This window comes from Actinomyces sp. oral taxon 175 str. F0384, from assembly GCF_000223355.1.
GTDB lineage: Bacteria > Actinomycetota > Actinomycetes > Actinomycetales > Actinomycetaceae > Actinomyces > Actinomyces oris.
Map to the genome: position 1 here is coordinate 1,293,911 of NZ_AFUR01000001.1, position 24,558 is coordinate 1,318,468.

Genomic DNA, 24,558 nt, shown 5'->3' on the forward strand with positions numbered 1-24,558 from the left:
TATGAACACCTCCCACTCAGGAAGCACGAAAGACCATCATCTGGACTCAGAACGGAGTCTCGCACTGAGGCGTGCAGCGAAGGCGAGCTTCATCGGAAACTTCATTGAGTGGTTCGACTACGCCTCGTACGGATACCTGGTCACCGTCATTGGTCACGCTTTCTTCCCCGCCGCTGACAAATCAGTCCAGTTGCTCTCGACATACGCAGTATTCGCGATGTCCTTCATTCTGCGCCCGATCGGCGCCGTCGTATGGGGGGCATGGGGAGACCGTTGGGGGCGCCGTTGGGCACTGTCCTGGTCGATTCTTATCATGTCCGGATCGACATTCTTCATCGGTCTCCTTCCCACGTACGCGGCTATCGGCATGGCAAGTGCTATCGGCCTTCTTGTCCTGCGAATGATTCAGGGATTCTCCGCCTCCGGTGAGTACGCGGGTGCCGGAACCTTCCTTGCCGAGTACGCACCTCCGGCTCGGCGCGGTATCTACACGTCGCTGGTTCCGGCTTCTACTGCCTGTGGCCTGCTTGCCGGTTCTCTCATGGTGACGGGCATGTTCTCGGTCCTCAGTGACGATGCCATGAACACCTGGGGCTGGCGAGTTCCCTTCCTCCTGGCGGGGCCACTGGGGCTCATCGGCCGCTACATCCGAGTGCACCTGGAGGACTCCCCTGCATACCAGGAGATGCGCGCGGAGATGCCGCAGGAGCAGAAGGCCACCAGCTGGTCCGAGCCTCTGCGACTGCTGCTGCGAGACCACCTGCATGAGACCCTCATTACCTTTGGAGTCTCCTGCCTCAACGCCGTTGCCTTCTACATGCTTCTCACCTACATGCCGACGTATGTTCACGAAGAGCTCGGGTTCTCCCAGGACACCTCCACTCTGGCTACCTCGGTGATGCTGGTCGTCTATATTGCGGCGATCTTCCTCATGGGACACCTGTCGGACTCATTCGGGCGTCGTCGGATGCTCATCGCCGCCTGCGTCGCGTTCATTGTGCTCACGATTCCGTTGTTCGTTGTGATGACGAAGGCTGCGGGCATGCTTGCAGCGGTCATCCTGTGTCAGATCGTCTTCGCTATAGCGTTGACGGCCAATGATGGAACTCTGGCCACCTTCCTGGCTGAGTCCTTCCCGACCAACGTGCGCTACTCGGGCTTTGCCCTATCCTTCAACGGGGCCAATGCGCTTCTTGGCGGAACAACGCCGTTCGTTGTCACATGGCTCATCAAGGTCACTGGTTCCCCCCTGGCGCCTGCGGTCTATCTCACGGTGATCGCGCTGATCGCCATGGTGGCAATCTTCCGTTCTCGTGCGATTCATGGGTCGGAGCTGACTGAGGAGCAGGCTCACTCCGAACTCTGACCCACTCACTGATAGCATGTGGCGACAGGTTGAATATAGCCTGCTTGCTCACGAGGTCATTATCACCGTCTTGTTACGGACTTCAACGCGTTGTCGTCGTAAGATGATGGGCATGGCTCGTACTGATGCAGATGACGCTGGAGAGGCAGCGAGTAGTGATACTTCCGTGTCCGCAGGCTCTCGCACGGAATCGCGAGTGACCCCGCGAGGTGAGGACCGTCGTCAGACCATCATCGAAGCCGCGGCGGCCATCATCCGTGAGTCAGGACCGTCCGCGATCAGCCACCGCAGTGTCGCCAAGCGAGCCGGGTGCTCCTTGTCCGCGACAACCTACTACTTCGACGGCTTGGAGGATCTCCTCCACCAGGCGGGTCTGGTCAACATCGGACTGTGGGCGTCTCGGGCGGAGCACGTCGCCGACCGGGTGGAGGCCTTCAAGGGCGTTCCGGACGTCCCCCAACGGGTGCGGTTCATCCTCCAAGCGACTCTTCCCGCCCATGGCGGCTACTTCGGGCACTATCTTCAGCTCATCTCAGCCAGCCAGGCATCACCGGTGAAGCACGCCTATCGTCAGGGGCGGCAACGTCTCAATGCCGCACTGCGCCGCGTGCTGCGCCAGCTCGACAGCCCGCTCGAACCGGAGATGGTCATCGCTGTCGTGGATGGTGCTGCGGTCACCGCGCTCAGTGAGGGGTGGAACGTCAAGTCCACAGCCGCGGGGCTACTGACGGATCTCATCTCCCTGGCCCATGGCATGCCGCCCTTCCAGGCGCCTGGTGGCACAGTGAGCGCTGCGTCGCCTCATGGCTCTCCCGCCTCGTCGCCCGTCGCAGCGGTGATGGGTAGCACCGCCGACTAGTGCACCGTCCGAGCGGGTCTGCCTCCCGCCTCGATGTTGATGGCCCCTCACCACAAACGGGTGGGATCGAGCTCAACACGAACCGGCTCCTCGCGGTGGGCTGATCGGTCGCGCAGTCGTACCCCGAGCATGGTGGCAAGCGCCTTGCCGCGTGACAGCGGAGCGCGTACCAGGGCCCTGGCTGCGCCGGGGAGCACCTGACCGTGAACAGGCGGTGGAGCCACCGGGCCGAGCACCTCAAAGCCATCGGCTTCGGCCTGAGCCAGGAGGGACTCCACGGCGCGTACCGGCCCGTCCAAGCGGGCCACTCGCCATGCGGGCGGTAGGTGCAGGTCGGCCCGCTCCAGAAGGTCTCTGCGGGCGAATCCCGCCTGGTCCCATCGCACGAGGGCCTGTGCCGCCACCGGCTCTGGGCCTCCCAGAAGAACAACGCGGGCCGACGGCGCCGCCAGCACCACCGCATTGGACCACTGGCGCAATGCCTCGCTGGCAGCACCAAGATCAGGACGGGAAGACAGTGCGGCGCCGTCGAGGAGTAGGACAGCCCGGTATCCGCCCTCGGCGACCGGCTCCGCCCCGGGCGTGGCCACCACGAGACGTGGCGCGTCGTCTACCTCGTCGATGACGCCGTGGGTCTCCCGTGCCCCCGAGACCACCACGGGGACACCCGGAAAGGCCCGCCCCAGCTCCTCACCCGTCCGGGTAGAACCGACCGTCGCCATCCTCAGTCCATGGCCGCCGCACTCGGGGCAGTTCCATTGGCCCACCGTACGTGCACACCAACGGCAGGAGGTACGCCCCCGTTGGTCCATCGCCAGCGGGCCGCCGCAGACAGCGCACTGAGCGGCTTCGCGGCACTGGGCGCAGGCCACCAACGGCGCGTAGCCGGCGCGCGGCACCTGGATGAGAACCGGCCCGTCCTTAAGGGCGCGCCGCAGTGCCTGATGGGCGAGCGACGGGAGCCGGGCCGCCCCGGACGCGCCCTCCCGGTCCAGCTCAGCCGGGCCGGGGACCTCCACACGAGGGACAACACCGCGCACAATGTGCCGTGGCGCCGCCAGACTCTGACACCATCCCTGCTCGACGAGCGACTGCGCTTCCACGGAACGGCTGAATCCACCGATGAGCAGGCCGGCTCCATCCAACGTCGAGCGCAGGGCGAGCACCGTGCGCGTATGACTGTAGGGGGCGTGAGGCTCTTCCAACCGGTTGTCCCCGTCGTCCCAGACGACCGCCAGCCCAAGCCGGTGCACCGGGGCGAAGGCCGCCGCCCTGGTGCCGACGACCACCCGGGCTCGCCCCAGCAGGAGAGCCAGGAACGCCCGATAACGGCGCGCAGGACCGTGCTCGGCCGAGAGCACCACCACCGGTTCCCCATCCAGGTCGCGCCTGAGCCGGGCTGCCAGGGTCTCAGCCTGATGGGTCGTCGCCACCACGACGACGGCGCCGCGAGAGCTCGCCAAGGTGGCCTGGATGGCTCGGGCCAGGCACAGCTGCCACGGCAAGACCACCGGGACGCGCCTGCCGTCGTCGTCCGACGAACGTGCTTCGGGCGGCGGCAGCTGGGCCGGCAGGGCGGACCAGACCGCGCGTGGAGCCTCACCGTGAGCCAGCCGTCTCAGGAACTCCTCACCACCGTCGTAAGGCTGCCAGCTGAGCTCACTTGAGGACGGCGGCTCCCAGGTGGGAAGTGCGAGGGGAGCCTTGTCCCTCTCAGCCTTCTCCGTGGTGGCGTGCCTGGCCGGAACCGCAAGACGGATGACGTCGGAGCGTGTTCCGCAGCTGCGGGAGGCAACGGCCCCGATGAGGCGACGCGAGCCCTCCGGCAGGACCGGGAGGTCGGAGACCACTCGCCGCAGAGCCGAGAGCCGGCCGATATGGGTGGTTGTGGACCCTCGCTCCCAGATCCATCCGCGCATCTCCTGCTCACCGAAGCGAACCATGACCCGGGTGCCAGGCAGGGCCTGCTGCGCCATCGCCGCAGGAACCAGGTAGTCGAAGGTGCGGTCGAGGTGCGGCACCGGGGAGTCCAAGAGGACCCTGGCCACGGGGTCACGGACCCCGGCCACCGTCACTGTGCGCTGACCGGGCTCTGGCAGCTCCAGCAGCTCACCCTGCCTGCTGACGCCGTAGCCACGTGCGGGGCCATCCGACTCACCGGAGGCAGAAGCGGCGTCGTCGTAGCCGGTTGCCATACAACCCCTCGGAAGTCTCCCGCCCCGAGTACGCGGGACTCAGACGGCCTGGCGCAGGGCCTCGACGCGGTCGGTGGCCTCCCAGCTGAAGCCGGGACGCCCGAAGTGGCCGTAGGAGCTGGTGGCGCGGTAGATGGGACGCAGCAGGTCGAGATCGCGCACGATCGCGGCCGGGCGAAGGTCGAAGACCTCGTTGACGGCCTTCATGATGCGCTCCTCAGGAACGGCCGCCGTCCCGAATGTCTCCACGTAGACGCCCACGGGGTGAGCGGAGCCGATGGCGTAGGCCACCTGAATCTCACACCTTCTGGCCAGTCCGGCTGCGACGACGTTCTTGGCGACCCAGCGCATGGCATAGCTGGCGGAGCGGTCCACCTTCGAGGGATCCTTGCCGGAGAATGCGCCCCCGCCATGACGGGCCATTCCGCCGTAGGTGTCCACGATGATCTTGCGTCCCGTCAGGCCGGCGTCACCTGCCGGACCACCGATGACGAACTGTCCCGAAGGGTTGATGAGGACGTCGGTGTCGGCGGTGTCGAGCTCGGTACCGGCCTCTGCCTGGGCGGCCAGCACCGGCTCGATGACCTCTGTACGCAGAGCGTCGGTCAACCAGGCACGAGTGCGGTCCGCGTCGTGCTGGGTGGAGATGACCAGGTTATCCAGGCTCACCGGGCGCTGGTTGTCGTAGCCGATCGTCACCTGCGTCTTGCCGTCGGGGCGCAGTCCCGGGACGATGCCCTGCTTGCGCACGAAGGCCAGACGCTCCGCCAGACGATGAGCCAGATGGATGGGCAGGGGCATGAGAGCCGCGGTGTCGTCGCAGGCGTAGCCGAACATGAGCCCCTGGTCTCCGGCACCCTGCAGGTCGAGAGGATCGATGTCCGTGTCGTCCCGACGGGCCTGAAGGGACTTGTCGACCCCCGCCGCGATGTCCGCGGACTGCTGCCCGATCGATACCGACACACCACAGGAGCGAGCGTCGAAGCAGACATCTGAGGAGGTGTAGCCGATGGCGGAGATCTCCTGGCGAACGATCTCAGGGATCTCAACGTAGGCCCTCTCCGTCGTGACTTCTCCGGCCACGTGCACCAGGCCGGTCGTCACCATGGTCTCCACCGCGACGCGCGCGGTGGGGTCCTGCTCGAGAATGGCGTCGAGAATCGCATCAGAGACACGGTCACAGATCTTGTCCGGGTGACCTTCAGTGACCGACTCGGACGTGAACAGACGTAAGGAGGAACTCACGCACCCATCGTAGTCACCGCCGGAACTGATCCGTCGTGGCGTTACCCACGAAAATGCGGAAGCCGGCCCTCAGGCTCCATTCACCAGGTCAGCGGTCAAAGAGATGAGAAGGCGGGCGACGTCCATCTTACTGCCCTGTCCACGCGCGACTTCAGTGCCGTGGGCATCCAGGACGACGACGGCGTTGGGGACGTCTCCGAAGCCGAGCTCCTCCCCCACCGCGTTGACCGCCAGAAGGTGCGCCCCTTTTCGGCGGGCCTTGGCCCTGCCGTGGAAGAGCACGTCACCGTTCTCGTCCCCGGTCTCGGCGGCGAATCCGACCACGATCTGTCCGGGCCGAGGCGGGTCGCTCACCAACCCGGCCAGGATGTCCGGGTTGGTGGTGAGCTCAATGGACATGGTCGGTTCGCTGAAGGGCTCCTCGCCGGCGGGCGCCTGCTTCTTGAGCTTGGTGGTGGCCACGGTGACGGGCCGGTAGTCGGCGACGGCGGCAGCCATGATGACGGCGTCGGCGTCGCGGGCGGCGTCGCGCACGACACGGAGCATGTCCGCGGCGGTACCGGCCGCAACAACGCTCACCTGCGCAGGCAGGGCTTTGAGCAGGTCGGAGGCCACGTGCGCCTGCACCAGGGTGACGCGGGCTCCCCGTTCGGCAGCGGCCGCCGCCAGTGCGCAGCCCTGGCGCCCTGACGAGCGGTTGCCGAGGTACCTCACCGGATCGATGAGCTCACGTGTACCGCCGGCCGAAATGACGACGTGACGTCCTTGCAGACTCTTGTCGCCCTCCCCCGAGGCCTCCTGCGCTCCCGCGAACCCGGTGGCGGGCTGTGTCAGGGCGGCCAGGGCCTGCGACACGATCTGCTCGGGTTCGGGCATCCGGCCCACTCCGGAGTCCTTGCCGGTCAGGCGCCCGCTGTCCGGCTTGATGACCGTCAGACCACGCTCACGCAGCACTGCCACGTTCTCCCGGGTGGCGGGGTTGACCCACATCTGGGTGTGCATGGCCGGCGCCAGGACGACGGGGGCCTGGCAGGTCAGTATCGTCGCGGTGAGCATGTCGTCGGCCCGTCCTGCCCGTACCCGGGCCAGCAGGTCCGCCGAGGCCGGAGCGACCACGACGAGCTCGGCCCACTCGGCCACGGCCACGTGCTCGACGGCGGCCGGGTCATCGAAGACCCCGGTGGATACGGGCCTGCCACTGACCGCCGCCAGAGCCGGAGCACCGATGAACCTCAGCGCCGACTCGGTAGCCACCACCTTGACCTCGTGCCCGGCCTGACGCAGCAGTCGAACGACGAAGGGGGCCTTGTAGGCGGCGATCGACCCGGCGACGCCGACGACGACGCGCCGTGGCCGCTCCACGGCGGTCACGGCGCGTTCAGTCACAGCAGTGTGCGGCTCGTCCATGGCGAGCCGGGCTCAGAACTGGATGTCGTCGAGGCTGGTGGGAGTCTCGCCGCCCTCGAGGGACACCGGGGCATCCAGCGAGATGTCGCTGAACATGTCGGCTTCCGCGGCTCGACGGGCCTCCTCGGCCTCGGCGCGGCGGGCTCGGGCCACGTCCCCTGGGATGACCTCGAGCTTGTCCTCGGCGATCTCACGCAGAGCGATGCCCAGGGACTTCTCGCCGACCTCGGAGTCGACCAGCGGACCGAAGAACTCGAACTGGTTGTCCTCGAGCTGCTGGGTGTAGGTGTTGATCTGGCGGGCGCGCTTGGCGGCCTCCACCACGAGCCCGTACTTGGAGTCAACCTTCTCCAGGAGGTCGTCGATCGGCGGGTTGGTGATGCCCTCGGGCTGGGGAGAGGTTCCGAGCATGTGCATGCCTCCGGTTCAATCTCGATAGTTCAGAGCCACGTTATTCTAACTGCCCAATCCCATGAGTCTCTCCAGCTCCGCGGTGGCGCTCGCCACGGTGTCGTTGATGACGACGTGGTCGAACTCCCCGGCCGCGTCCAGCTCGGTGCGGGCCGTGGCCAGGCGCCGTTCCTGCTCATGGGCATCCTCAGTACCGCGACCGACGAGCCTGCGGACGAGCTCCTCCCAGCTCGGCGGCGCGAGGAAGACGAGGCGGGCCTCAGGCATCGCCCGACGCACCTGCCGGGCACCGTCCAGGTCGATCTCCAGCAGTGCGGGGCATCCGGCATCAAGCCGGTCCTGGACCGGGCCCCGGGGGGTGCCGTAACGATGCGCTCCGTGGACCAGAGCCCATTCCAGCATCTGGCCGCTGGCGACGAGCGAGTCGAAGTCCTCATCGCTGACGAAGTGATAGTGCACGCCGTCGACCTCACCGGGACGAGGCCGACGGGTGGTGGCCGAGACCGAGACGAACAGGTCTGGATGACGTCTGCGCAGCTCGGTGACGACAGTGCCCTTACCCACCGCCGTGGGGCCGGCCAGAACGGTCAGGCGGGCGAGAGCGGGAACGGACGGGTCTGTGGCAGCAACGTCGGTCATGGCCACATCATGGCCTACCGGGACCCGTCGGCACGACCCAGCGTCTAAGCGGCCTTCCTAGCCGAAGCGCTCCACGAGTGCCGCCCGCTGGTTCGCTCCCAGCCCACGCACTCGCCGCGACTCGGCGATATGCACGTCAGCGAGGATGGCATCAGCTGTTGTGGTCCCCACACGTGGCAGGGAGATGAGCAGTGCTCTGACCTTCATCTTGCCCAAGACGTCATCCGTCTCTGAGGCGGTGAAGAACTCGGAGAGCTTGAGCTCCCCGCTCTTGAGCTCGGACTTGATACGGGCGCGATGCGATCGCGCCGCTGCAGCCTTCTCCAGTGCCTGAGCCCGTTGCTCGGGTGTCAGCGTCGGAAGCGTCATGGTGTGTCTCCTCCCGGTCGAATACCAGTGACCCGCACCACGAGCATAAGTCGGGCCAGGTGTACTCGCATTCGCAGGGGCCTATATTCCACCACCGACTTCGTGTTTCCGCACACACCCTCAATCCGAGGCGGGCTGCAGCACCTTCAGACTCAGCGCAGAGCTGTTGCGGCCTCATAGGCGAATGCCGACGCTGCTTTTCGCAGTTCGTCGATGGAGGGTCCCGCCTTGAGAACCCCGCGTGAGGTGGAGGCCAGGACCTGACGGCGCGCCGTCCCGAAAACCGCCTCCAGCTCGGCCGGCCCAGCGCCTTGGGCGCCCACGCCCGGCGCCAGCAACGGACCATTGGCGCGCTGCAGGTCGATTCCCAGGTCGCTCACGGCCCCACCGACGGTGGCGCCGATGACCAGCCCGATGCTGCCGAGCCTGCCTTCGCCACTGGCCTGGGCGTTGGAGGCGGTCACGCCCTCCACGATGCCGGCGGCCACGGCCTGGTCCCCGTTGACGGCGTGCTGGACGCCGGCTCCTTCCGGATTGGAGGTCAGGGCCAGGACGAAGACGCCGCGTCCGTTGGTCTCGGCGAGGTTGAGTGCAGGTGTGAGGGACCCGTAGCCCAGGTAGGGCGAGACGGTGATGGCGTCGGCGGCTGTAGGAGCGTCGTCGGACAGGTAGGCCTGAGCGTAGCCGGCCATCGTGGAACCGATGTCCCCGCGCTTGACGTCGAGAACGGACAAGGTGCCGAGGTCGCGTAGGGCCGCCAGGGCCTCCTCGAGGACCGCGATGCCGGCGCTGCCATGACGCTCGAAGAAGGCGGACTGGGGCTTGACGGCGGCCACGTGTCCACCAACCGCATCGATGGTCCGCAGGGCGAAGTCCCGCAGGCCTGCGGCCGAGTCGGCCAGGCCCCAGGCCTCGAGCAGGTTCGGGTGGGGGTCGATGCCGACGCACAGGGGGCCGTGGTCGTCCATGGCGTCAGCCAGGCGGGCTCCGAAGGGGCGTCGACTGGTCTGGTGAGCGGCGGCGGAACTCATCTGGTCTCCTTGTCGTCAACGGGGGCCACGGGGTGGGACTCGGACACCGGGCCTCGCCGGGATCGGCGGGCGGCGATGTGCTCCTGGAGGCTGCGAACCCGGAAGGGACCGCGCAGCTGGGCCTCGAGGGCCTGGACCGCTGCCTGGAGCTGTTGGACGGTGGTGATGATGGGACGGTCGGCACCGGTGGTGGCCGCGCGGATGGAGTAGCCGTCGGCACGGGCGCCCTGGCCCTTGGGGGTGTTGACCACCATGTCGATGGCTCCGGACTCGATGAGCTCGGCGATCGTCTGCTCGCCGTGGTCGCCAACGCCCTGGCTGATCTTGCGCACCGCCAAGGCGTCGATCCCGTTGCGGCGCAGCACCTGTGCGGTCCCGGTCGTGGCCAGGACCGTGAAGCCGAGCTCCGCGAGCCGAGCCACCGGCAGGATGATGGCTCGCTTGTCCCGGTCGGCCACCGAGACGAACAGCGTTCCCTCTCCTGGTAGACCACCGTAGGCACCGGCCTGGGACTTGGCGAAGGCCCGCGGGAAGTCGACGTCGTAGCCCATGACCTCGCCGGTGGAACGCATCTCAGGCCCCAGGATCGTGTCGACCACACGGCCCTCGGTGGTACGGAACCGTTTGAAGGGCAGGACCGCCTCCTTGACGGCGATCGGGTCATCGGGATCGGTGACGGCGGCGTCAGCCTCGGGAAGGTGACCGGAGCGCCTGAGCGAGGCGATCGTCTCCCCCGTCATGATGAGGGCCGCCGCCTTGGCCAGCTGCACACCGGATGCCTTCGAGACGAAGGGGACTGTGCGCGAGGCCCTGGGGTTGGCCTCGATGACGTAGAGAACGTCGGAGACCAGGGCGAACTGGATGTTGAGCAACCCTTGCACGCCCACACCTTTGGCGATCGCCTCAGTGGAGCGCCGGATGCGAGCGATCTCCGTGTCGGACAGGGTCATGGGCGGCATGACGCAGGCGGAGTCACCGGAGTGGATGCCGGCCTCCTCGATATGCTCCATGACGCCACCGAGGAACAGCTCACTGCCGTCGTACAGGGCGTCAACATCGATCTCGATGGCGTCGTCGAGAAAACGGTCGATGAGTAGTGGCCCAGTACCGTAGACGCCGCCGGGCTCAAGACCGGCGCGCTGGAGATAGTCGTCGAGACCCTGGGCGTCGTAGACGATCTCCATACCGCGGCCGCCGAGCACGTAGCTGGGGCGCACCAGGACCGGATAGCCAATGCCCTGGGCGACCGAGCGCGCCTGCTCGTCGCTCAGAGCGGTGCCGTGCGCCGGTGCGGGCAGACCGGCACGCTGAAGAACGACCCCGAAGGCCTCACGGTCCTCGGCGGCGTCGATCGCCTCGGGACTCGTCCCCAGGATCGGCACCCCGGCCTCGGCCAGCCTGGCGGCCAGAGACAGCGGTGTCTGGCCACCGAGCTGGACGATGACACCGGTCACGGGGCCGGCCGCCAGCTCGGCCTCGTAGATCTCGATGACGTCCTCGAAGGTCAGCGGCTCGAAGTAGAGCCGATCGGAGATGTCGTAGTCGGTGGAGACGGTCTCAGGGTTGCAGTTGACCATGACGGTCTCGTAGCGATCGGACAGCGCCATCGCGGCGTGAACACAGGAGTAGTCGAACTCAATGCCCTGGCCGATCCGGTTAGGACCCGAGCCCAGGATGATGACGGCCTCACGCTCGCGGGATGCCACCTCGGTCTCCAGGTCGTAGCTGGAGTAGAGGTAGGGGGTGCGTGAGGCGAACTCGGCGGCGCAGGTGTCAACGGTCTTGTAGACGGGCCGCAGGCCGAAGGCATGGCGGACCTCCCGCACCGTGTCCTCGCTGATGCCGCGCAGGGAGGCGACCTGGACGTCGGAGAAGCCGTGGCGCTTGGCCAGGGCCAGGACGTCCGCGGTGAGCGCGGATGCACCCTTGACCTCCTGGGCCACCTCCTCAAGAAGCAGCATCTGGTCCAGGAACCAGGGGTCGATGCGGGTGGCCTCGTGGAGCTGAGCAATGGTGGCTCCACCGCGCACGGCCTGCTGGAGATCAACCAGTCGGTGCTCGGTGGGCACAGCGATGGACTCCAGCAGCTCAGCGGTCTGCTGCTGGCTGGGCGCCGGTCCGTCCCAGTGGAAGACGGTTCCCTTCTTGTCCAGAGAGCGCAAGGCCTTCTGGAGGGCTTCCGTATAGGAGCGACCGATCGCCATAGCCTCGCCCACCGATTTCATGGTGGTGGTGAGCCGGGGGTCAGCACCCCGGAACTTCTCGAAGGCGAAGCGCGGCACCTTGACGACCACATAGTCCAAGGTCGGCTCGAAGGAGGCCGGGGTGGAGCCGGTGATGTCGTTGGGGATCTCATCGAGCGTGTACCCCACGGCCAGGCGTGCGGCGATCTTGGCGATCGGGAAGCCGGTGGCCTTCGAGGCCAGGGCTGAGGACCGGGACACGCGGGGGTTCATCTCGATGACGATGATCCTGCCGGTGGCCGGGTCGACGGCGAACTGGATGTTGCAGCCACCGGTATCGACCCCGACCTCCCGGATGACGGCGATGCCGATGTCCCGCAGCCTCTGGAGCTCGCGGTCGGTGAGGGTCAGGGCCGGGGCGACCGTGATGGAGTCGCCGGTGTGCACTCCCACGGGGTCGACGTTCTCGATGGAGCACACGACCACCACGTTGTCGGCGGTGTCGCGCATGAGCTCGAGCTCGTACTCCTTCCAGCCCAGGATCGACTCCTCCAGGAGGACCTCGGTGGTGCGGGAGGCCGCCAGACCCGCCCCGGCGATGCGATGCAGGTCCGAGTCATTGAAGGCGACACCGCTGCCCAGGCCGCCCATCGTGAAGGAGGGGCGCACGACGACCGGGTATCCGCCCAGGGCATCGACCCCGGCGCGGCACTCATCCATGGTGTGGGCGATGACGCTGCGGGCGACCTCGGCGCCACAACGCTCGACGACGTCCTTGAACTCGTCACGGTCCTCCCCGGCGTTGATGGCCGCGGCGGAGGCGCCGATGAGCTCGACGTCGTACTCATCGAGCACGCCGCGCTCGACCAGGCTCATGGCGGCGTTGAGGGCGGTCTGCCCGCCCAGGGTGGGCAGGAGGGCGTCGGGCCGTTCCTTGGCGATGATGGTGGTCAGCACCTCGGGGGTGATCGGCTCGATATAGGTGGCGTCGGCGACGTCGGGGTCGGTCATGATCGTGGCCGGGTTGGAGTTGACCAGAATGACGCGGATTCCCTCAGCGCGCAGGACGCGGCAGGCCTGGGTGCCGGAGTAGTCGAACTCGCAGGCCTGCCCGATGACGATGGGGCCCGATCCGATGACCAGGACGGAGCTGATATCAGGGCGAACAGGCATGTCAGTTCGTGTCCTCGCGGTCCTGGCCCCGGCGGTGCTCCCGCATGAGGCGGATGAATCGGTCGAAGAGGTGCTCGGCGTCATGGGGTCCAGCAGCGGCCTCGGGGTGGTACTGGACGGAGAAGGCCGGCAGGTCCAGCGCCCGTAGCCCTTCGACCACACCGTCATTGAGTCCCAGGTGGGAGACCTCCACCCGACCGTAGCGACCGTTGTCGAAGGGGGCTACAGAGGGCTCATCGATGGGGGCGTCGACGGCGAAGCCGTGGTTGTGGGCCGTGATCTCCACTTTGCCGGTGGCACGGTCCAGAACGGGCTGGTTGACGCCGCGGTGCCCGTAGGTGAGCTTGTAGGTGCCGTAGCCCAGGGCACGTCCCAGCAGCTGGTTGCCCAAGCAGATGCCGAAGAAGGGGATGCGCGCGTCGAGGACGCCTCGCAGGAGCTCGATCTCGGCGTCCGCTGTCCCCGGGTCTCCGGGGCCGTTGGAGAACAGGACGCCATCGGGTCTGAGGACAAGAATCTCGGACAGAGTCGTGGACTGGGGCAGGACGTGGACGCGTACGCCGCGCTCGGCGAACTGCCACGGGGTGCGGGACTTGATGCCCAGGTCGATGGCGACCAGCACCGCGACCGGCTCCTGTCCCTTGGCCGGTCCGGTGGGCTCGACGACGTAGCCGGAGGGAGTGGTCACCTCGGCGGCCAGGGCGCGGCCGCTCATGGGCGGCTCACTGCGCACGGCCTCCAGGCAGATGTCGATGCAGGCCTGGCTGGGACCACCGGGGTCAGTGCCTCCGGCAGGCAGGGCGTCCCCGGAGAAGATGCCGCCACGCATCGCGCCCGCCTCGCGCAGATGCCGGGTCAGGGCCCGGGTGTCGACCTCGCAGAGGCCAACGATGCCGGCGTCACGCAGATCGTCCTCCAGCTCCCGACGGGAGCGCCAGCTGGAGGCCCGCCGAGCAGGCTCGCGTACGACGTAGCCGGCCACCCAGATACGGTCCGACTCGGCGTCCTCGTCGTTGACCCCGGTGTTACCGATGTGTGGCGCGGTCTGCACGACGATCTGGCGGTGGTAGGAGGGATCGGTCAGTGTTTCCTGGTACCCGGTCATCCCGGTGGAGAAGACGATCTCTCCAATGGTGCGCCCTTGGGCCCCGTAGCTGCGGCCCCGCAGGGCCCAGCCGTCCTCCAGCACGAGGAGGGCGGCTGGGCGGTGGCTCAGCTCAGTCATGAGCCGAGCCGGCGGGAGCCTCAACGGGAGCGCCGTCGAGCACGGTGGGGCGGCCGTGGAGGAAGGTGGCCATGACCTGTCCCGGCAGCTCCATCCCGGCGTAGGGGGTGTTGGTGGAGCTGGTCCACTGGGCGGAGGCGTCGACGGTGCGGCGCACCTCGGGGTCGACCACAGTGATGTTGGCCGGGGCGCCGACCTCGAGCTCGCAGCCCTGGTCGCTCAGGCGGCCGATGCTGGCGGGGGTCGAGGACATGGCCCGGGCGATGTCGCGCCAGGTCATGCGGCCGGTGGCGACCATCGTCTCGATCAGGACACTCAGTGCGGTCTCCAGGCCGGTCATGCCGAAGGCTCCGGCCTGCCACTCGCAGTCCTTGTCCTCCACCGGGTGCGGGGCATGGTCGGTGCCGACGACGTCGATGGTGCCATCGGCCAGGGCCTCGCGAACCGCCTCGACGTCCTCGGCCGTGCGCAGCGGGGGGTTGACCTTGTACAGCGGGGAATAGGTGCGGGCCATCTCATCGGTCAGCAGGAGGTGGTGCGGTGTGACCTCGGCGGTGACATTGATGCCGCGGGACTTGGCCCAGCGGATGATCCCGACGCTGCCGGCGGTGGACAGGTGGCACACGTGCAGACGCGAGCCGACGTGCTCAGCCAGCAGGACGTCGCGGGCGATGATCGACTCCTCGGCCACCGCCGGCCAGCCACGCAGTCCCAGCTCGGCGGAGACGACGCCCTCGTGCATCTGGGAGCCCTCGGTGAGGCGGGGGTCCTGAGCGTGCTGGGCGATGACGCCGTCGAAGGACTTGACGTACTCCAGGGCCCGGCGCATGAGGACGGGGTCGGAGACGCACTTGCCGTCGTCGGAGAAGACCCGCACCCGGGCGGCGGAGGTCGCCATGGCACCCATGTCGGAGAGGTGCTCGCCGGCCAGTCCCGCCGAGACGGCGCCCACCGGGTGGACATCCACCCAGCCGGCCTCACGGCCCAGCCGCAGTACCTGCTCCACGACACCGGCGTTGTCCTGGACGGGCGTGGTGTTAGCCATCGCGAAAACGGCGGTGTAGCCGCCGACGGCTGCGGCGCGGGTACCGGAGTAGATGGTCTCGGCGGACTCCCCTCCGGGCTCGCGCAGGTGAGTGTGGATATCGACGAGCCCGGGCAGGGCGATGAGCCCGTCCAGGTCATGGCGCTGGACATCGGCCGGGGCCTTCGCCGCTGCGTCAGGGCCGATGGCGGTGATGGTGCCGTCGGTGATGAGAATGTCAGTGGGGTCCTCGCCGTAGGGGCGGACACCGGTCAGGAGGTGGGAGGTCACAGCTGGTTCCCTTCGTCAGCGAGGAGGAGGTAGAGGGCGGCCATACGGACGGAGACTCCGTTGCCGACCTGCTCGATGATGCGCGAGCGGGGGGCGTCGGCGGCTTCGGCGGTGATCTCGAGGCCGCGGTTCATGGGGCCGGGGTGCATGACGATCGCGTGCTCCGGCATGGCCCGGCGACGGGCGGAGGTGAGGCCGTAGACGCTGGAGTACTCGGCAGGGCTCGGGAAGAAGCCCCCTCCTGCGGCACTCATGCGCTCACGCTGGATGCGCAGCATCATGACGGCGTCGGGCTGAATCTCCTCGATCGCCTCATCGAGGTTGTAGGAGACCTCGCAGGGCCAGTCGTCCATACCGACGGGCAGCAGTGTGGGAGGTGCGACGAGCGTGACCTTCGCGCCGAGAGCCGTCATGAGGTCCACGTTGGAACGGGCCACCCGGGAGTGCAGGACGTCTCCGACGATGATGAGGCGGGCGCCCTCCAGGTCCCGCCCCTGCGGGCAGGGGCTGCCGTCCGCTGTCGCGGGCGCTCCGGGGACGTACCAGCGTCGCAGCGTCATGGCGTCCAGAAGGGCCTGGGTGGGGTGCTGGTGGGTGCCGTCACCGGCGTTGAGGACCGGCACGTCGATCCAGCCGGCGTGGGCCAGCAGGTGCGCGGCGCCGCAGGCGGAGTGGCGCACGACGACGGCGTCCGCCCCCATGGCCATGATCGTCTGGGCGGTGTCCTTGAGGGATTCGCCCTTGGACACTGAGGAGCCCTTGGCCGAGAAGTTGATGACGTCGGCGCTCAGGCGCTTCGCGGCGGCCTCGAAGGAGAGCCTGGTGCGGGTGGAGTCCTCGAAGAAGAGGTTCACCACGGTCTTGCCGCGCAGCGTCGGAAGCTTCTTGACCGCATGACGCTGGGTGGCGGCCATCGCCTCGGCGGTGTCCAGGACCATGACCGCCTCGTCGTGGGTCAGGTCCTTGGCGGAGAGCAGGTGCTTCATCGGGTGGCCTCCTGGTTGCTGCGCTCACTCGAACGCTCAGTGGGGACGTCTGCGGGGACGATGGTGACGGCGTCGGTGGAGGCGCCAAGCTCGGTCAGGGACACCACCACTTTCTCAGAGCGGGAGGTCGGCAGGTTCTTACCCACGTAGTCGGCTCGGATGGGCAGCTCCCGGTGTCCGCGGTCCACGAGTGTGGCCAGTTGCACGGCCCGGGGGCGGCCGACGGCGCCCAGGGCGTCGAGGGCGGCCCGGATGGTGCGCCCGGAGTAGAGGACGTCGTCGACGAGGATGACGACCTTGCCGTCAATGCCCCCCTGGGGGATCTCCGTGGGGCGGGGAACACGGATGGGGTGACGTCCCAGGTCATCGCGGTACATGGTGATGTCCAGGGTGCCGACCGGGACCTTGGCGGCGACCTGTGCCTGCTCGGCCTGCTCGGACCACTGCGTCCCTTCTCCCGCGGCGACAGCAAGCGCCTCGACGAGTCTGTGCGCGAGTGGTGCTCCCCCACTGGGGATCCCGAGGACGACGATGTCCTGCGTCCCTTGGTTGCGCTCCAAAATCTCGTGCGCGATACGGAACAGGGAACGGGCTATATCGGGAGGTCCGAGGATCTCCTTGCCCTGGATCGGTGCGCCAGAGGCGCCTGACAAACTTTCGGCCATTTCAGGCCTCCTTCCCCGCCTCTCTGGACGGACTTAAAGGATGTTGGTCGCCATCGAGTGTACGTCACCTCCGGCAGGATGTGCTCGCCCACACAGCACGACCTTCGGAGACGAAGGTCACGCCAATGGCTGCGGAACGGCCCAGCACCTGACGACGATCGCAACAGGACGTGTTTCGCATCTACAAATTGTCCGTAACAATGTTTAGTCTTAGCCCAATGCTCAGGCGTCGTCAGACGCTGACTGCGAGATCGTCACAACATGTCGAGAGCTTGAGAAGTGAGTGCCGGATCCATCTGAGCCCGATTGAGAGCTGAACGATGTCGCAGAGCAGGCACGGTCCGGTGTTGCTGCTGCGTCAGTGACTTCTTCTCAAGCAAGGAACGCCCTCATGACACTCCCCACTCGACGTTCGATCATCACCGGCCTCAGCGCCGGGGCAGGACTGGCCGCAGCCAGTCTCGCCTCCCCCTCGCAGGCAGCGGCTGCGGAGTCCTCCTACGACTTCAGCAGCGTCATCTTCAATGAGCAGTTCTCTGACGGATCGGACTTCTCCCCGTCACGGTGGCGGGACAACCGCTCAGAGCCCGAGTCCTGTACCAGCTACGACTGGGGGGTGTTCACCCATGACACCCACAGCGTCAGCAACGGTGTCGGGCACGTCCTGTGGCGCAAGCGCGCCACCCCCCTCAAGGGCTTCCAGAACCGCTTCGACAAGGAGCCGACCCAGCGCTACGTCGACCAGGCCTTTGTCACCACGCAGGGGCTGTTCTCCTTCGTCTACGGCTCCTTGGAGACCAGGGCACGTTTCCCCCAGTCGGCCGAGGGACTCTTCGCCGGCATCTGGTTGCGGGCGGACGACGACGACAACGGGGGCGAGATCGATGTCGTGGAGACCTACGGCGGCGGCAGCGCCGCCGGTATCGCCGAGTCGACTGTGCACTACGGCCAGGCGGGGGGCAAGGGAAGCAACCTGGGGGTCTCGCCGCGACCCGATCTCACTCAGTGGCACACCTACGGGATGGAGAAGACCCCCGAGAGCATTCTCTTCCTCTTCGACGGTCAGCCCTACCACGAGGTCTTGCGTTCAGCATCGCAGAAGGAGTTCGATGCCTGCTTCGGTGACGAGGCCGCCTACCACATCTGCCTGACCACGCACAGCGGAAGCATCCACCGGGGACGGCTCAAGCACGAGGGCTTCACGCAGGCCCAGGTGGATATTGACTACATCGTCGTACGGGCGATGGATGAGTAGCTGATGCAGCGCCCGTTGTTCTCATCGGGCCCGGGAACAGATCATGCTAGCTGCGTTCCCGGGGCCTGAGACCCTCTGACCACCGGGTCCAGCGCCTTGCTCATGCGGAGCAGAAACACGAACCCCACTGCGATCACAACCTCCACCAGGTCGCAGGCGAAAAGCAGAGATGTGAGAACCGACTCGGACGAGCCCTCCGAGAACCAAGCGACATAAATGGCGAGGGTGGGAAGTCCCGCCACGAAACTCGCCACCAGCAGCATCAACGTTGGCAACTTGGCCTCGATCCATCCATCGGGCTGAACCTGAGGCGTCCGGGAATTCGCCCGAATACAGGCGATAAGACCGAGGATGAACGTCACGATCCACCCGAAGCCGACGACGAACGGGGCGGCGATCAGCATGAGAACGGCAAAGAGCGCAAGCCCCAGGTACTCCTCCCCCCGCAGGTTGACGGTGAGGAGTTCGTAGGTGGTGAAGATGATCTGGATCATCATGGTGATGAGCCCGATGATGCTGCCGGCGACTGAGACCTTGCGGGTCGCGGAGCGCTTGCGCTGAACCTCCGTCAGGACCGGGTCGATCGAGCCGAAGCCAGGAGCAGGCGTCTGCCCCATCGGAGGGTTGTAGCGGCCGTCAGGAACAGGCATGGGGTACTCCAGGATCAGCAGAGAGGATGGCCTCAGCCTAGGTCAACCGCGCCGGATGGGCACAGCTCGCGGCATAGGGAGTCCACCCCATGTGCCGCGAGCCCTCTCGCGCCAGGACTCAGTACTCAGTACTCAGCGTCCTGGGCTCCCAGCTCCTAAGGCACTCTCACCGACGGGTCCAGCGCCTTGCTCCTGCGGAGCAGAACAATGAATCCCGCTGCGATCAGAACCTCCACCAGGGCGCAAAAGACAAGCAGTGGTTCGAGAGCGGAGCCAGATAAGGACATCAAAGGCCAAACAACACAAACGATAAAGGCGGGAAGTCCCGCCACGATACTCGCGGCCAGCAGAGCCGATGTTGGCATCTTGGCCTCGACCCATCCGTCAGGCTGAGCCTGAGGCGTCCGGGAATGTGCCCGAATACAAGCGATGAGAGCAAGGATGAAAGTAGCGACCCAAGCAACACCAACGATATACGGGGTGACGAGCACAACGAAAAGGGCAAAGAATCCAAACGGCAGGTCGTACTCCCCGTGGGCGATGAGCAAGGCGAGAAAGGTGGTGGTAAAGATCATCTGGATGATCATGGTGATCATCCCAACGATGCCGCTCAAGAGTGAAACCGTGCGGGTCGCGGAGCGCTTGCGCTGAACCTCCATCAAGACCGGATCGATCGAGCCGAAGCCAGCGGCAGATGTCTGCCCCACCGGAGGGTTGTAGCGGCCGTAAGGAACAGGCGTGGGAGCGTTCCGTGGGTGGCCGGCGCCCTGGATATGGGGGTCGCGGTTGGGATTCTGGGGAGGTAGGTGGCTCATGGGGTACTCCGGCATTGGCAAAGGGGATGGCCGCAGCCTAGGTCATCCGCGTCGGATAGGTGCAGCTCAGGGCATAGGGAGCCCACCCCATGCCGCGAGCCTCCTCGCGCCCTGTACCAGCGCCCAGCATTCCGCAGTGATCGGCGTCGACAAGCATCTCGATGGCACGTCGGCGCCCGAGTTCGCATCGCTGCTGCGAACAGATCATGCGGGCTGCCCTCCCGGGGCCTGAGATGCTCTGACCGCCGGGTCCAGTGCCTTGCTCATACGGAGAAGAAACACGAACCCCACAACGATCAGGACCTGGGTCAGGCCGCAGAACATGAGTAATGGCTCCAGGAAGCCATCGATGAAATCATCGGTGTAGTCACGTGAGAGCGCCTCGTACAGGACCACGTACATGATGAGGGTGGGCAGTCCCGTCACGATGCTTGTGACCAGCAGCGCCAGCGTTGGTGTCTTGGCCTGGATCCATCCGTCCGGCTGAACCTGAGGCGTGCGGGAACGGGCCTGAATACAGGCGACCAGAGCCAGGATGAAGGTGGTGACCCATCCAAGGCCAACGGCCATCGGAGCGAGGACCACGATGAGAAAGGACATGAACAGCAAGAAGTCGCCCTGCTGCCCCGTGTACCCGATGGCGAGGAACATGGTGACGATGATGGCCATCTGGATCACCATGGTGATGAGCCCGATGATGCCGCTGGTGAGCGAGACCTTACGGGTTGCGGAGCGCTTGCGCTCGCACATGAGGACCGGGTCGTTCCAGACGATTCCAGGAACCGGGTTCAGTCCCATTGGAAGGTAGGGACCGTGAGGAACAGGCGTGGGTCCGTTCCCCGGAAAACCTCCGGGTACTGCTGGAGACGGCGGGAGGCCTCCGAAGGGATGGGGCCCGGCGGGGTAGGGCATTCCCGATCCCGCCCAGGGGTAGCCGGCCACGTGGGGGCCGGACAGTACTGCTACAGGGTTGTCGACACCGATTGCCCCATCCTGCGATGCGCCGACGCCCTTGATGTAGGGGTAGTCGTTGGGATCCTGGGGAGGTAGCTGACTCACAGAGTACTCCAGCATCGGCAGAGGGGGCGGCCTCAGCCTAGGCCACCGATGCAGGACGGACGCAACTCACGGCATAGGGAGTCATCCCCATGCCGTGAGCCCCTGCGCGCCGTGACTCAGCGCAACGTGTCCGCGAGGTCTCCGATACGCCCCAGAAGTCCACCGAGGTACCTGGGTGACTCGTCGGTGGAGAGCATCCGGCTCAGCGTCATGGCCTCATCCACGGCGACGGGCGCATCCACCTCGTCGTTGTAGACGATCTCCCAGGTGGCGACTCGAGCAATGGCGCGGTCGACGGCCGGCATCCGCCCCAGGGTCCACCCCTGGGCGTAGGTCTGGATCGTCTCGTCGACGTCGCCCAGGTGATCGCACAGGCCGTCGAGGATCTCCCGCGTGTAGGCAGGAGCCTCGGTGTGGTTGGCCGAGCTGACGGCGCGCAGTTGCGCGAAGGAACGCAGCTCCCCGGAGCCCTCGGAGCTCAGCATCCCGCGCTGATCGGCCTCGAAGAGGATCTCGATGGCACGCCGGCGCGCCTTGGTGCGGGCGGTGACCGGGTGGCGCGATGCGGGGCTCGAGTGGCTCGAGACCTCCTCGGGATGCTCGGTCATCAGTCGTTGACGCGGGAGATGTAGGAACCGGAGCGGGTGTCCACCTTGACCTTGTCACCGGTGTTGAGGAACAGCGGGACCTGGATCTCAGCACCGGTCTCGACCGTGGCGGGCTTGGTACCGGCGCTGGAGCGGTCGCCCTGCAGGCCCGGCTCGGTGTGAGAGATCGTCAGAACCACGGAGGCCGGCAGCTCGACGAACAGCACCGAGTCCTCGTGGAAGGCCACGATGACCTCCTGGTTCTCCAGCATGAAGGTGGCGGCCTCGCCGACGGTGGCTGAGGGGACGTAGGTCTGCTCGTAGGACTTGACGTCCATGAAGACGTAGTCGTCGCCGTCCTTGTAGAGGTACTGCATGTCACGCCGGTCGACAGTGGCGGTCTCGACCTTGAGGCCGGCGTTGAAGGTCTTGTCAACGGTCTTGCCGGACAGGACGTTCTTGATCTTGGTACGCACGAAGGCGGGGCCCTTGCCGGGCTTGACGTGCTGGAACTCCACTACCTGCCACAGCTGGCCCTCAAGGTTGAGCACCATGCCGTTCTTCAGGTCGTTCGTCGTGGCCACGAGGGTTTCCTCACTGTTGCATTGCATCTGGGACGCGCTGATCCTACCGCGAGGCACTGCGCTCCCCCGGCGACGGGCGTGTCGCACCGATCACGAGTGGCGGGACAAATCGGCTCCGACGGCACTCATGACCTTCTTGCCGGCCTCGTCTGGGGTCGTTGAGGTGGTGTCGATGACGACGTCGGCCAGGTCCTGGCACCGGGCCTGACGCTCGTGGAGCATCTGGACGAACTGGTGGTGGATGGTTCCCAGGGCCACGGACCGCGGTGCGTCGAGACCGTTACGGGTGGCCAGGACCCGGGTGGCGCACGTCAGGGACACGACATGGTGAGTTCCCCGGTTGGCGAGCCTGAGGGACTCAAGGCCCTGACGCACTCCCGTGGCCTCCAGGCAGCCCGATCCCAGGGCGACGACGAGGCCCCCGGTCTCGGCCCGCTCCAGGAGCCGTTCAGCGGTGCCGGCCTCGATGCGGCGGTACTCGGTCTCCGGCACCGCGACGAGTGCCAGGTCGGGGCGGGTGCCCAGCTCGTCGGCGACGAGCCGGCCCAGATCGAGCACGGTCAGGCCCTGGGCGCCCCCGACGGCACGGGCCACGCTGGAGCAGCCGGCACCCGGCGGGCCGATGAGGATGAGGGAGCCCGGTGCCGTGGCACTCAACCGAGGTCTCCTTCTGGCCGGTCGGACCCACCGGTGACGGCCTCATGAGCTGACAGGAGAACACTCTCCGCCGGCGCCTGAGCCCGCACGGGCCTGGCGATGTCGTCGAGCAGCACGAGGCGCAGCCGGCCACCGCGCACCTTCTTGTCGCTCATCATGGCCTCCTTGAGCTCATCCCAGCGTCCCTCCCCTTCGGGGAAGCGGGTCGGCAGGCCGACCGCCTCGAGGCTCTGCCGGTGCAGGGCGAGTGCGTCACTGCTCAGACTGCCGTTGCGGTGGGCGATCTCGGCGGCGAAGACGCAGCCGACGGCCACCGCCTCTCCGTGACGCCAGGAGTACCCGGTGACCTTCTCGATCGCGTGGGCGTAGGTGTGGCCGTAGTTGAGGACCTCCCGTAGGCCGGCCTCAGTGAGATCCTCCCCCACGACGGCTGCCTTGACCGCTACCGAACGGGCAACCAGGTCGGCCAGTACTGGCGAGTCCCAGGTCAGGCAGTCGGCGGGATCGGCCAGGACCCGGTCGAGAATGACCGAATCGGCGATCAGGCCGCACTTGATGACCTCACCGAGTCCGGCCCGCAGCTCGGAGGCCGGCAGCGTGGAGAGCGTCTCCAGGTCGGCGATGACAGCGGCCGGCGGGTGGAAGGCACCCACCAGGTTCTTGCCTGCCGGCGTGTCGATCCCCGTCTTACCGCCCACGGCGGCGTCCACCATGGCCAGAAGCGTGGTGGGCACCTGCACCACGGGAACACCCCGCAACCAGGTCGCGGCGGCGAAACCGGCCAGGTCCGTCGTCGCTCCGCCACCGAGTCCGATGACGAGCCCGTCACGGCCCAGGCGGAAGGAGCCGAGCCGCTCCCACAGGTACTCCGCGACGCGCGCCTTCTTGGCTACTTCCCCATCGGGGACCTCGACGCTCAGGACGCGCAGCCCCTCGGCGGTCAGCGCCGCTTCGGCAGCGCGGGCGCGGTCGGCAAGCGCCTTGGCGTGAACGACGGCGACGCCACCCGCACCTGCTCCGGGGACGTCCTGCACGATGCGGGGCAGCTCGGCCAGGATCCCGTGGCCGATGAGGACGTCGTAGGGGCTCGGGCCGCCGACGGTGACCCTCCGTGCGCCGCTGCTGGCCTCGGTGGTTGCCACGGGCCGGACGCGGACGCGCCGTGGCGAGGCGTCGGCCCCGTCCGGGGCAGCGGGCGAGTCTGTCTGCGTCTCGGCCATGGGAGCCAGGACACCGACTGCCTGAGAGGTCTGGACCCCCAGCGCCACCAGGATGAGAGCGGCAACCTGCTGGGGACTGAGCCCATCAGTGGGCACGGTCAGCGTGGCGACCTCGGAGTACAGCGGCGAGCGCTGAGCATGGAGGGATTCCATCCGCGCCAGGACGCCCGCGTTTTCGCCCTGCTCCTCACAGCACTGCTGAGCGGCACGGGCCTGGTCCGAGTCCGCGTCCGGAGCCATGACCGGGCGCCCGGCCCCGTCCCCCACGTGCTTGGCCGCAGTGCTCGGAGAGGCGGACAGGTAGATGACCGTGTGACCGCGCAGCAGGTCTCGGTTCTCAGGGCGCAGCACCGCTCCCCCGCCCAGGGCGATGACACCCTGAGCGGCCGCCGGGGAGTCCAGGACTGCCCGCATGGCCCGGTGCTCGCGGTCGCGGAAGCTCTCCTCCCCCTCGGCGGCGAAGATCTCTGGGATCGTCATGCGGGCGCGCCGGCGGATCTCAGCGTCGGTGTCAGTGACCTGGACGCCCAGGGCCTGGGCCAGGAGCCTGGCCTGGGTGGTCTTGCCCGCGCCGGGCAGCCCCACCAGTACCAGGGGCAGCTGGTCGTCGCGCAGAGCGATGGTCGGAACACGCTTCCAGGTCATGATCGTGACTCCCTCTC

The 24,558-nt window shown here is 67.1% G+C and carries 22 protein-coding genes; 3 read left to right on the forward strand and 19 right to left on the reverse strand.

The window, feature by feature from the left end:
- Position 1 precedes the first annotated feature (1 nt).
- The gene (locus HMPREF9058_RS05420; RefSeq protein ID WP_009406072.1) at positions 2-1,366 is read left to right on the forward strand and encodes an MFS transporter; all 1,365 of its coding nucleotides are present in this window, start codon (positions 2-4) and stop codon (positions 1,364-1,366) included.
- Between the two features lie 196 nt (positions 1,367-1,562).
- Complete coding sequence (locus tag HMPREF9058_RS12770) at positions 1,563-2,225, forward strand: TetR/AcrR family transcriptional regulator (RefSeq protein WP_083816352.1); 663 nt, start codon at positions 1,563-1,565, stop codon at positions 2,223-2,225.
- Positions 2,226-2,272: 47 nt separating this feature from the next.
- Here HMPREF9058_RS12770 and HMPREF9058_RS05430 read toward each other — a convergent pair whose 3' ends face one another.
- From HMPREF9058_RS05430 to pyrR, 12 genes are all read right to left on the reverse strand, one after another.
- Complete coding sequence (locus HMPREF9058_RS05430) at positions 2,273-4,420, reverse strand: primosomal protein N' (protein ID WP_009747281.1); 2,148 nt, start codon at positions 4,418-4,420, stop codon at positions 2,273-2,275.
- A gap of 39 nt (positions 4,421-4,459) precedes the next feature.
- A complete protein-coding gene (metK, locus tag HMPREF9058_RS05435; protein WP_009405685.1) occupies positions 4,460-5,665 on the reverse strand; it encodes a methionine adenosyltransferase in 1,206 nt (401 codons plus the stop codon).
- Positions 5,666-5,734: 69 nt separating this feature from the next.
- Positions 5,735-7,072, reverse strand: a complete 1,338-nt coding sequence (coaBC, locus tag HMPREF9058_RS05440; RefSeq protein ID WP_009406357.1) for a bifunctional phosphopantothenoylcysteine decarboxylase/phosphopantothenate--cysteine ligase CoaBC — start codon at positions 7,070-7,072, stop codon at positions 5,735-5,737.
- A gap of 12 nt (positions 7,073-7,084) precedes the next feature.
- Complete coding sequence (rpoZ, locus tag HMPREF9058_RS05445; protein WP_009405492.1) at positions 7,085-7,483, reverse strand: DNA-directed RNA polymerase subunit omega; 399 nt, start codon at positions 7,481-7,483, stop codon at positions 7,085-7,087.
- A gap of 45 nt (positions 7,484-7,528) precedes the next feature.
- On the reverse strand, positions 7,529-8,122 hold the full coding sequence (gmk, locus tag HMPREF9058_RS05450) for a guanylate kinase (protein ID WP_009747581.1): 594 nt from the start codon (positions 8,120-8,122) through the stop codon (positions 7,529-7,531).
- 57 nt (positions 8,123-8,179) lie between these two features.
- Positions 8,180-8,491 carry an integration host factor, actinobacterial type gene (gene mihF / locus HMPREF9058_RS05455; protein WP_009406210.1) on the reverse strand — a complete coding sequence of 104 codons (312 nt, stop codon included), beginning with the start codon at positions 8,489-8,491 and terminating at the stop codon, positions 8,180-8,182.
- A 152-nt stretch (positions 8,492-8,643) separates the two neighbouring features.
- Complete coding sequence (gene pyrF / locus HMPREF9058_RS05460; protein WP_009747527.1) at positions 8,644-9,522, reverse strand: orotidine-5'-phosphate decarboxylase; 879 nt, start codon at positions 9,520-9,522, stop codon at positions 8,644-8,646.
- Positions 9,519-12,878, reverse strand: coding sequence for a carbamoyl-phosphate synthase large subunit (carB, locus tag HMPREF9058_RS05465; protein ID WP_009406078.1), 3,360 nt, complete (start codon positions 12,876-12,878; stop codon positions 9,519-9,521). The genes pyrF and carB overlap by 4 nt, the downstream gene beginning before the upstream one ends.
- Position 12,879: 1 nt before the next feature.
- Positions 12,880-14,103 carry a glutamine-hydrolyzing carbamoyl-phosphate synthase small subunit gene (gene carA / locus HMPREF9058_RS05470; protein WP_009747346.1) on the reverse strand — a complete coding sequence of 408 codons (1,224 nt, stop codon included), beginning with the start codon at positions 14,101-14,103 and terminating at the stop codon, positions 12,880-12,882.
- A complete protein-coding gene (locus tag HMPREF9058_RS05475; RefSeq protein ID WP_009405815.1) occupies positions 14,096-15,418 on the reverse strand; it encodes a dihydroorotase in 1,323 nt (440 codons plus the stop codon). Before HMPREF9058_RS05475 ends, carA begins: the two co-directional genes overlap by 8 nt.
- Positions 15,415-16,404 (reverse strand): aspartate carbamoyltransferase catalytic subunit, encoded by a 990-nt coding sequence (locus HMPREF9058_RS05480; RefSeq protein ID WP_009406264.1) that lies wholly within the window; start codon positions 16,402-16,404, stop codon positions 15,415-15,417. Before HMPREF9058_RS05480 ends, HMPREF9058_RS05475 begins: the two co-directional genes overlap by 4 nt.
- The gene (gene pyrR, locus HMPREF9058_RS05485) at positions 16,401-17,069 is read right to left on the reverse strand and encodes a bifunctional pyr operon transcriptional regulator/uracil phosphoribosyltransferase PyrR (RefSeq protein ID WP_009747510.1); all 669 of its coding nucleotides are present in this window, start codon (positions 17,067-17,069) and stop codon (positions 16,401-16,403) included. The genes HMPREF9058_RS05480 and pyrR overlap by 4 nt, the downstream gene beginning before the upstream one ends.
- Before the next feature lie 391 nt (positions 17,070-17,460).
- On the opposite strand from pyrR, the gene HMPREF9058_RS05490 reads away from it, so the two are divergent.
- Entirely contained in the window at positions 17,461-18,324 is an 864-nt protein-coding gene (locus HMPREF9058_RS05490; RefSeq protein ID WP_009747377.1) for a family 16 glycosylhydrolase, read from the forward strand.
- 41 nt (positions 18,325-18,365) lie between these two features.
- On the opposite strand, the gene HMPREF9058_RS05495 is transcribed toward HMPREF9058_RS05490, so the two are convergent.
- The 7 genes from HMPREF9058_RS05495 to aroB all read right to left on the reverse strand — a co-directional run bounded on the left by HMPREF9058_RS05495 (position 18,366) and on the right by aroB (position 24,541).
- Entirely contained in the window at positions 18,366-18,974 is a 609-nt protein-coding gene (locus HMPREF9058_RS05495) for a hypothetical protein (RefSeq protein WP_009406086.1), read from the reverse strand.
- Positions 18,975-19,129: 155 nt separating this feature from the next.
- The gene (locus tag HMPREF9058_RS05500; RefSeq protein ID WP_009747238.1) at positions 19,130-19,681 is read right to left on the reverse strand and encodes a hypothetical protein; all 552 of its coding nucleotides are present in this window, start codon (positions 19,679-19,681) and stop codon (positions 19,130-19,132) included.
- Positions 19,682-19,993: 312 nt separating this feature from the next.
- Positions 19,994-20,848, reverse strand: a complete 855-nt coding sequence (locus tag HMPREF9058_RS05505; protein WP_254654067.1) for a hypothetical protein — start codon at positions 20,846-20,848, stop codon at positions 19,994-19,996.
- Positions 20,849-20,964: 116 nt separating this feature from the next.
- Positions 20,965-21,456 carry a transcription antitermination factor NusB gene (gene nusB / locus HMPREF9058_RS05510; protein ID WP_009406204.1) on the reverse strand — a complete coding sequence of 164 codons (492 nt, stop codon included), beginning with the start codon at positions 21,454-21,456 and terminating at the stop codon, positions 20,965-20,967.
- Positions 21,456-22,019: an elongation factor P gene (efp, locus tag HMPREF9058_RS05515; RefSeq protein ID WP_009405746.1), complete on the reverse strand. Its 564-nt coding sequence runs from the start codon at positions 22,017-22,019 to the stop codon at positions 21,456-21,458. The genes nusB and efp overlap by 1 nt, the downstream gene beginning before the upstream one ends.
- 90 nt (positions 22,020-22,109) lie before the next feature.
- Complete coding sequence (locus HMPREF9058_RS05520) at positions 22,110-22,676, reverse strand: shikimate kinase (RefSeq protein ID WP_009406153.1); 567 nt, start codon at positions 22,674-22,676, stop codon at positions 22,110-22,112.
- Positions 22,673-24,541, reverse strand: coding sequence for a 3-dehydroquinate synthase (aroB, locus tag HMPREF9058_RS05525; RefSeq protein WP_009747297.1), 1,869 nt, complete (start codon positions 24,539-24,541; stop codon positions 22,673-22,675). The genes HMPREF9058_RS05520 and aroB overlap by 4 nt, the downstream gene beginning before the upstream one ends.
- Between the last annotated feature and the right edge of the window lie 17 nt (positions 24,542-24,558).

Coding starts and splice junctions, on each gene's coding strand:
- carB (WP_009406078.1), bottom strand. CDS start 12,878: ATGCCTGTTCGCCCTGATATCAGCTCCGTCCTGGTCATCGGATCGGGC.
- rpoZ (WP_009405492.1), bottom strand. CDS start 7,483: ATGCTCGGAACCTCTCCCCAGCCCGAGGGCATCACCAACCCGCCGATC.
- HMPREF9058_RS05420 (WP_009406072.1), top strand. CDS start 2: ATGAACACCTCCCACTCAGGAAGCACGAAAGACCATCATCTGGACTCA.
- gmk (WP_009747581.1), bottom strand. CDS start 8,122: ATGACCGACGTTGCTGCCACAGACCCGTCCGTTCCCGCTCTCGCCCGC.
- mihF (WP_009406210.1), bottom strand. CDS start 8,491: ATGACGCTTCCGACGCTGACACCCGAGCAACGGGCTCAGGCACTGGAG.
- pyrF (WP_009747527.1), bottom strand. CDS start 9,522: ATGAGTTCCGCCGCCGCTCACCAGACCAGTCGACGCCCCTTCGGAGCC.
- HMPREF9058_RS05480 (WP_009406264.1), bottom strand. CDS start 16,404: ATGAAGCACCTGCTCTCCGCCAAGGACCTGACCCACGACGAGGCGGTC.
- coaBC (WP_009406357.1), bottom strand. CDS start 7,072: ATGGACGAGCCGCACACTGCTGTGACTGAACGCGCCGTGACCGCCGTG.
- pyrR (WP_009747510.1), bottom strand. CDS start 17,069: ATGGCCGAAAGTTTGTCAGGCGCCTCTGGCGCACCGATCCAGGGCAAG.
- HMPREF9058_RS05430 (WP_009747281.1), bottom strand. CDS start 4,420: ATGGCAACCGGCTACGACGACGCCGCTTCTGCCTCCGGTGAGTCGGAT.
- nusB (WP_009406204.1), bottom strand. CDS start 21,456: ATGACCGAGCATCCCGAGGAGGTCTCGAGCCACTCGAGCCCCGCATCG.
- carA (WP_009747346.1), bottom strand. CDS start 14,103: ATGACTGAGCTGAGCCACCGCCCAGCCGCCCTCCTCGTGCTGGAGGAC.
- aroB (WP_009747297.1), bottom strand. CDS start 24,541: ATGACCTGGAAGCGTGTTCCGACCATCGCTCTGCGCGACGACCAGCTG.
- HMPREF9058_RS05495 (WP_009406086.1), bottom strand. CDS start 18,974: ATGCCTGTTCCTGACGGCCGCTACAACCCTCCGATGGGGCAGACGCCT.
- HMPREF9058_RS05490 (WP_009747377.1), top strand. CDS start 17,461: ATGACACTCCCCACTCGACGTTCGATCATCACCGGCCTCAGCGCCGGG.